The organism is Kitasatospora sp. NPDC059803, from assembly GCF_042732255.1.
In the GTDB taxonomy this organism is placed as follows: Bacteria; Actinomycetota; Actinomycetes; order Streptomycetales; family Streptomycetaceae; genus Kitasatospora.
This window is the reverse complement of record NZ_JBHWIJ010000036.1, coordinates 32,254-38,625: the sequence shown is the minus strand read 5'-3', so window position 1 is coordinate 38,625 and position 6,372 is coordinate 32,254. Positions and strand designations below refer to the sequence as shown.

5 protein-coding genes are annotated in these 6,372 nt (G+C 72.6%); 4 read left to right on the top strand and 1 reads right to left on the bottom strand.

Annotated elements, in window-relative coordinates:
- Positions 1-111 precede the first annotated feature (111 nt).
- The gene (locus ACFV6I_RS08920; RefSeq protein ID WP_380336013.1) at positions 112-1,185 is read right to left on the bottom strand and encodes a GAF domain-containing protein; all 1,074 of its coding nucleotides are present in this window, start codon (positions 1,183-1,185) and stop codon (positions 112-114) included.
- A 426-nt stretch (positions 1,186-1,611) separates the two neighbouring features.
- On the opposite strand from ACFV6I_RS08920, the gene ACFV6I_RS08915 reads away from it, so the two are divergent.
- The 4 genes from ACFV6I_RS08915 to ACFV6I_RS08900 all read left to right on the top strand — a co-directional run.
- Positions 1,612-2,880: an acyl-CoA dehydrogenase family protein gene (locus tag ACFV6I_RS08915; RefSeq protein ID WP_063351508.1), complete on the top strand. Its 1,269-nt coding sequence runs from the start codon at positions 1,612-1,614 to the stop codon at positions 2,878-2,880.
- Between the two features lie 471 nt (positions 2,881-3,351).
- Entirely contained in the window at positions 3,352-5,505 is a 2,154-nt protein-coding gene (locus ACFV6I_RS08910) for an ATP-binding protein (RefSeq protein ID WP_380336010.1), read from the top strand.
- Entirely contained in the window at positions 5,505-5,936 is a 432-nt protein-coding gene (locus tag ACFV6I_RS08905; protein WP_063349859.1) for a roadblock/LC7 domain-containing protein, read from the top strand. The genes ACFV6I_RS08910 and ACFV6I_RS08905 overlap by 1 nt, the downstream gene beginning before the upstream one ends.
- Positions 5,933-6,372 (top strand): DUF742 domain-containing protein (locus ACFV6I_RS08900; protein ID WP_380424023.1); only part of this gene is annotated, 440 nt, incomplete at its 3' end. The genes ACFV6I_RS08905 and ACFV6I_RS08900, both read left to right, overlap by 4 nt.

Sequence of the window (6,372 nt, the reverse complement as noted above, 5' to 3'; positions counted from 1 at the left end):
CCCCCCCCCCCGCCCCCCGCCACGGTGGTGGGTGGTGCGCGGTGGTACGGATCGACGGGCAGTGGTGCGGAGGGGGACGGCGACGCCGCACGCGGACGGCGGGTCGGCGGCTCAGCTCGGCAGGACGAGACCGGACTCCCCGGCGATGCCCGGGCGGCCGACGGGGGTGGCACCGTTCTGTTGGAGCCGGTCGACCAGCAGGGCGGCCAGCGTGCCGAGTTCCTCCTCCGTGCGGGACTGCGCGGTGACGTCCATGCCGACGGTGAGGACACCGTTGACCTGGCCGGTGCGCGCGGCCCGCAGCGGGGTGCAGGTGAAACTGAAGATCTGCTGGCCGCGCTGGACGTCGGGGCGGCCTGACTGGATCCGGACGTCGTTGAGGACGGTGCTGCGCCCGGTGTGGTAGGCCTCGACGATGACCTGCTGGAGGCCGGCGGCGCCGAGCTGCGGGTAGGCCAGGCCGATCGCGCCGTACGCCACCGGGGCTCCGAAGGTGTCGGCGTGCTGGGCGTTGGCGTAGCGGATCTCCTGACCGGGGCCGTCGGTCAGCATGATGGGGAACGGGGAGCCGTCGAAGGCGGCGAACATCTCCTGCTGCTGGGCGAGCAGGTTGTCGCGCAACCGGATCTCGGAGAGCAGTGCCTCGGCGAGGTGCTGGATGTCGCGCAGCCGCTCGCGCCCCCACTGCCGGGGTTCCCGGTCGAGGACGCAGACGGTGCCGATGACGGTGTTGGTGTCGTCGACGAGCGGGGCGCCGAGGTAGGCGCGCACGCCCAGTTCGTCGACGACCGGGTTTCCGGAGAACCGGGGGTAGGCGAGGATGTCGTCGAGCGCGAGGGGGGACCGCTGGGCGACGACATGCGGGCAGAAGCCGTGACTCAGCGGCATCTGACGGGTGGGAAGGTCGAAGGCGATGCCCCGATCGGCCCAGGAAGCGCCTTCATCGACCGCGACGTCGTTCGAGTTTGGCGGAATGTAGAGCCCCCGGAACATCTGGCGCTCGTCGTTGATGAAGTTGACCATCGCGATGGGAGCGCGGGTGATGCTGGCGGCCAGGTGGGCGAAGCGGTCGAAGGCCTCGTCCGCGGACGGTTCGTTGAGACCAAGGCTGCGCAGCCTGCGGGTCCGCTCGGACTCCCCGGCGGCACCCGGGAACTGGCCTTGAGTGCTCATCACATCAGTCATGGCGCACATGTAATCAGACATCCGGGCGGTTCGGTGCTCCCGGTCCGGCTCATCACCGTTGCTGATGGACAGTCAAAGCCGCATGTGAGCGGCCGCTCAGCAGGTTGCCATGGCGGGGCAGGATCACTTCCCACTCAGAGCCATGGCAAAACTCCTCAGCGTAAGGACGGGCCGATTTCCGCCAATCCAAGATCGACTCTGGGTCAGCACAGGAGGCCCATACGACAATGAGCCCTGCCGAAGACACGGGCGGCATTCCCAACCCCGGGGAGGACGCCCCGAGTTCCGCATGCACCGATTGCAAAGGGGCAGTCGGCCGCCACCACCTCGAACCCCCACTCATTCCCGGGGAGCGGCTGGAGCGACTTCGACAGCACGGACGGAGGCACGGCACATCCACTGACAAGAGAGGACCCCAGCATGGCGATGGACTACTTCACCGACGAGCGCCACGAGAGTCTCCGAGCGGAGGTCCGGGAGTTCGCGGAGAAGGAGGTACGCCCGCACGTGGCCCGAATGGAGGCCGAACGGACCGTCGAGTTCGAACTGTCGCGGGAGATCGCCCGGCGGGGCTGGATCGGGGTGACCATTCCGCGCGAATTCGGCGGACTGGGACTGGGGCACCTCGCCAAGACCATCATCGTGGAGGAACTCGCCCGGATCAGCGGCGCCATGGGTGCGATGGCGCAGGCCTCACAGCTCGGAGTCGCCAAGGTCATCCACTTCGGCTCGGACGCCCAACGGCGCAAGTGGCTGCCGAGGTTCGCCTCCGGCGAGTCGCTGCCGACCATCGCCGTCACGGAACCGGAGTGCGGCGGCCACGTGCTCGGCATGTCCGGCACCGCCCGCCGCGAGGGCGACCAGTACGTGCTCAACGGCCGCAAGTGGTTCGTCGGCAACTCCCACATCGGCGACGTGCACGGCGTGGTCTTCCGCACCGGCGAGGGCAGCAGGGGCCTGTCCGCGTTCCTGGTCGAGAGCGAGCGCCCCGGCTTCCGCGTCGGCGAACTCGGCTCGCAGAGCGGCCTGCACGGCTTCAGCTTCGGCGAGATCGTCTTCGAGGACTGCCGCATCCCCGTCGGCAACCGGCTGGGCCTGGAGGGCCAGGGCCTGGACGTCGCCTACTCCTCCTCCACCCTCTACGGCCGGCTCAACCTCGCCGCCGTCGCGCTCGGGATCCACACCGCGATCGTCCAGGACACCGCTCGCTTCGCCGAGGAGCGGGTGCTCTACGGCAAGCCGATCAACCAACTGCCCAACATCGCGCTGAAGCTCGGCGAGATGCAGTCCAGGCTGATGACGGCCAAGTTGGCCGCCTACCACGCCTCCCACCTGCTCGACCACGGCAAGGCCTGCGACGCCGAGCTGATGAACGCCAAACTCATCAACACCGAGTACGCGCTGGACTCCGCGCGCAACGCCATGGAGATCCACGCCGCCCGGGGCCTGCAAGCCGAGTTCCGCATCGAGCGCTACCTGCGCGACGCCACCCACGTCTACCCGCCGGCCGGGACCTCGGACGTCCAGCGGCTGCGGCTCGGGCAGGTCGCCTCCGGCACCTACGGCAAGCAGTGGTCGGCGGAGCTGTCCGACCTGGCGAGCTGGGCGTGGAGCGAACTGTCCCAGCGGGAGGCCGCGGTGGAGCTGCAGGCCATCGGGGGCGGGCAGGTGGTACCGATACCGCTGGCGGGCTGAATCGGTACTGCGCGCCCTCGGGGCCGGACGCCCTTGGAGCCGGGCACCCTCGGAGCCGGGCACCCGAACCGAGAGGGCGAACGTTCGGCACGGCGGCGACTTGACCTGTTCCTGACGACTCTCCGGGAGGTTCTCCCGGCCCCCGGAGAGCCGTCCACGCGCCGTCCGCACGCCATCCACGCGCCACCCGCGACCGACGTGAGCTGCGGCTTTCCGCCGGCGGACATTCCCCCCGGGCTCCTCCACCATCGTCACCACCCGTCCACAGATCGTCAGTTGATGTTGCGATGAGGGCACCTGGGACTGATAGCGTTCCTGCCGTCGGCGGCCGTGCTGCACCCCCGCCCGGACGATGACACCGCGTCACCCCGTCCGGCCACCCCGGCCGCGGCGCCCTGAAGCCCCGGCCGGACCGCGTACAGGCCGGCCCGCCGTTCGGCCCAGCGACTCGGCCCTGCAACAAGGAATCAGATGCCAGGCATATCGGCCCCCCGCACGGCCCACCGCGCCGGCCGGTCCGGCTCGCTCCGCAGCTCGCTCCTCGCCCTCGTACTGGTCCCCAGCCTGGGCCTCGCCGCCGCCTGGGGCTACGCCGCCTACCTGCTGCGCGGCACCGAACACCGCACCGCCCTGATCGCCGGAAGCGCCGCTGTCGCCCTGGTCCTGCTGATCAGCCTGGCCCACGGCATCCGGACCGCGCGGGCCCTGTCCGCCCGCCTCGGCGCACTGCGCACCGACACCCTCGCGCTCGCCCAGGACGAGATCCCCGAGGTCGTCGGACGGCTGCGCGCCGGGGAGCCCGTACCCACACCGCCCGCCTGGTCACCGTCCCGCCGGACCGGCGACGAGGTCCAGCAGACCTCCGACGGCCTCGCCGCCGTCCGCCAGGCCGCCGTCGCCGCCATCATCCACCAGGCCCAGGGCCGCGAGGGGACGAAGAAGGTCTTCCTCAACATCGCCCGCCGCACCCAGATCCTGATCCACCGACAGATCAGCATGCTCGATGCCCTGGAGCGCGAGCACGAGGAACCCGAGCTGCTGCGCGAACTGTTCGCGGTCGACCACCTCGCCACCCGGATGCGGCGCAACGCCGAGAACCTCGTCATCCTCGGCGGCGCCCTGCCCGCCCGGCGCTGGCGCAACGCCGTGCCCATGGTCAACGTGCTGCGCAGCGCCGTCTCCGAGACCGAGAACTACGCCCGCGTCGTCGTCCAGGGCGTGCCGCGCGCCTCACTCAGCGGACAGGCCGTCGCCGACGTCATCCACCTGATCGCCGAACTCATCGAGAACGGCACCACCTTCTCCCCGCCGTACACCCAGGTGCAGGTCTCCGCGCAGGAAGTCCCCAAGGGCCTGGCGGTCGAGGTCGAGGACCGCGGCCTCGGCATGGGCGAGGACGAGTACGAGCGGCTCAACGACTACCTGGCCAACCCGCCCGAGCTGGACGTCTCCGCCCTCGGCGACGACCTGCGCCTCGGCCTGTTCGTCGTCGCACGGCTGGCCGCCCGGCACGACATCCAGGTCACCCTGCGGCCCTCGCCCTACGGCGGCACCCGGGCCGTGGTGCTGGTGCCGTCGGTGCTGCTGGAGCAGGCCGACCAGCCGGCCGCCATGGCCGGACTGCCGTCCGGCGCGCGGGTCACCCGGACCCCTGTCCCCGAGCCCGTGCGGGCGGCGGGCGGCAACGACCCCGGCGGTCTGGACGGCGGGCTGGACGGGGGGCTGACCGGCGCGCTCGCCGGAGTGCTCGGCGGGCTGATCGGCACCGGGCCGGGCGCTCCGGCGCCCGGGGCCGAGCCGGGTGCGCCCGGCGGGCCCGGGGCTGGTGGTGTGGCCAGTGGCCTGGTGGTGCCTGGTGTTCCCGGGGGACCTGGTGTTCCCGGTGCGGGTGGCAGCGGTGTGATCATCGGCGAACTGCTCGCCCAGTACCCCCTGGACGGCGGCCCGGCCGAGGGAGCCGCCCCCGGCCCGGCCAACGGCGGTCTGCCGGTCGGCGCCGAGATACCCGGTCTGCCCGGGGCCGTGGTCGTCCCCCGGCCCGTCTTCCCGCGCCCGTACGAGGTCCCGTCCGACATCCCGCCCGGTGGGCCGCCGGCCGACGGCCGTGCTGCGGACGTGCCGGCCGGAACCACGGCCGGGCCCACGACCGGGCCCTTCGACGGTGCCACCGCCGAGCCTCCTGCGCCCGCCCACGGACGCGCCCAGGAGGAGCACTCGGACCACGGCCCAAACGGCGAACTGCGCACCCCGCGGGTCCTGCCGCAGCGGGTCCGCAACGCCAGCCTCGCCGAGCAGCTCCGCGAGGCCCACGCTCCCGGCGCCATGCTGCCCCCCGTGGTCGGCCCGCCGCCCCAGGCCGGGCCCTGGCACGGAGCCGCCGGGGCCACCGGACAAACCGGGGCCACCGGAGGAACCTGGGCCGCCAGGGCCGACGACCCGTCGCCACAGCGCTCCCGCACCACCATGGCCGCCATCCAGCGCGGCACCCGGACCGCCCGCGCGGCCGACCCCGACGCGCCGACCACCCCCACCGCCCCCCAGGCGCCCGCCGCGCCCCACCTCCCGGCCGCACCTTCCGCCGCCTGGGAGGCCTCCGCCGTTCAGGAAGCCAAGGAACAGCAGTGATGACGCAGCACACCGACACCCCGCGCGACCTCAACTGGCTGCTGGACCAGCTGGTGGCGCGGGTACCCGAGACCCGGCACGCCATCGTCCTCTCCGAGGACGGCCTGCTGGTCGGCATGTCCCAGGGCCTCGACCGGGCCGACGCCGAACACCTCTCCGCCGTCGCCTCCGGTCTGCAGAGCCTCGCCCGCGGCGCCGGCCACCGCTTCAACGGCGGCCGGGTCCGGCAGACCGTGGTCGAGATGGACCAGCTGTTCCTGTTCGTCACCACCGCCGGGCAGGGCGCCCGGCTCGCCGTCCTCACCAGCGAGCAGGTGGACGCCGGGCTGATGGCCTACGAGATCAACATGCTGGTCAAGCAGGTCGGCCAGTACCTCACCGCGGCACCGCGCAGCGACGCAGGCCAGGCCGGCGCGGGTGGCGGTGCGTGACCGCCGACGCCGAGGAGGCCTGGTTCTACGACAAGGACGCAGGCCATCTGGTCCGCCCCTACGCGATCACCAACGGGCGCACCGGCCCGGTCCGTGACGGATTCGCGCTGATCACCCTGGTGGTCACCTCCGACCCGCGCACCGACACCAGCCGGCTCACGCCCGAACCGGCCGCGATCCTCGACCTGTGCCGCGAACGCCCGCTGGCCGTGGCCGAGATCGCGGCCACCCTCGACCTGCCCGTCAGCGTCGTCAAGGTGCTGCTCGACGACCTCGCCGAGGCCCGGCTGATCCTCACCCGCGCCCCGGTCCAGCTCGCCGAGGCGCCGGACATCTCGCTGATCCAGGCCGTGATCGAGGGCGTGGGCCCGGGGGGCTCCCCGGGCGCCCCCCCCCCCCCCCCCCCCCGCGCCACCGCGCGCGAGCACGCGATAGA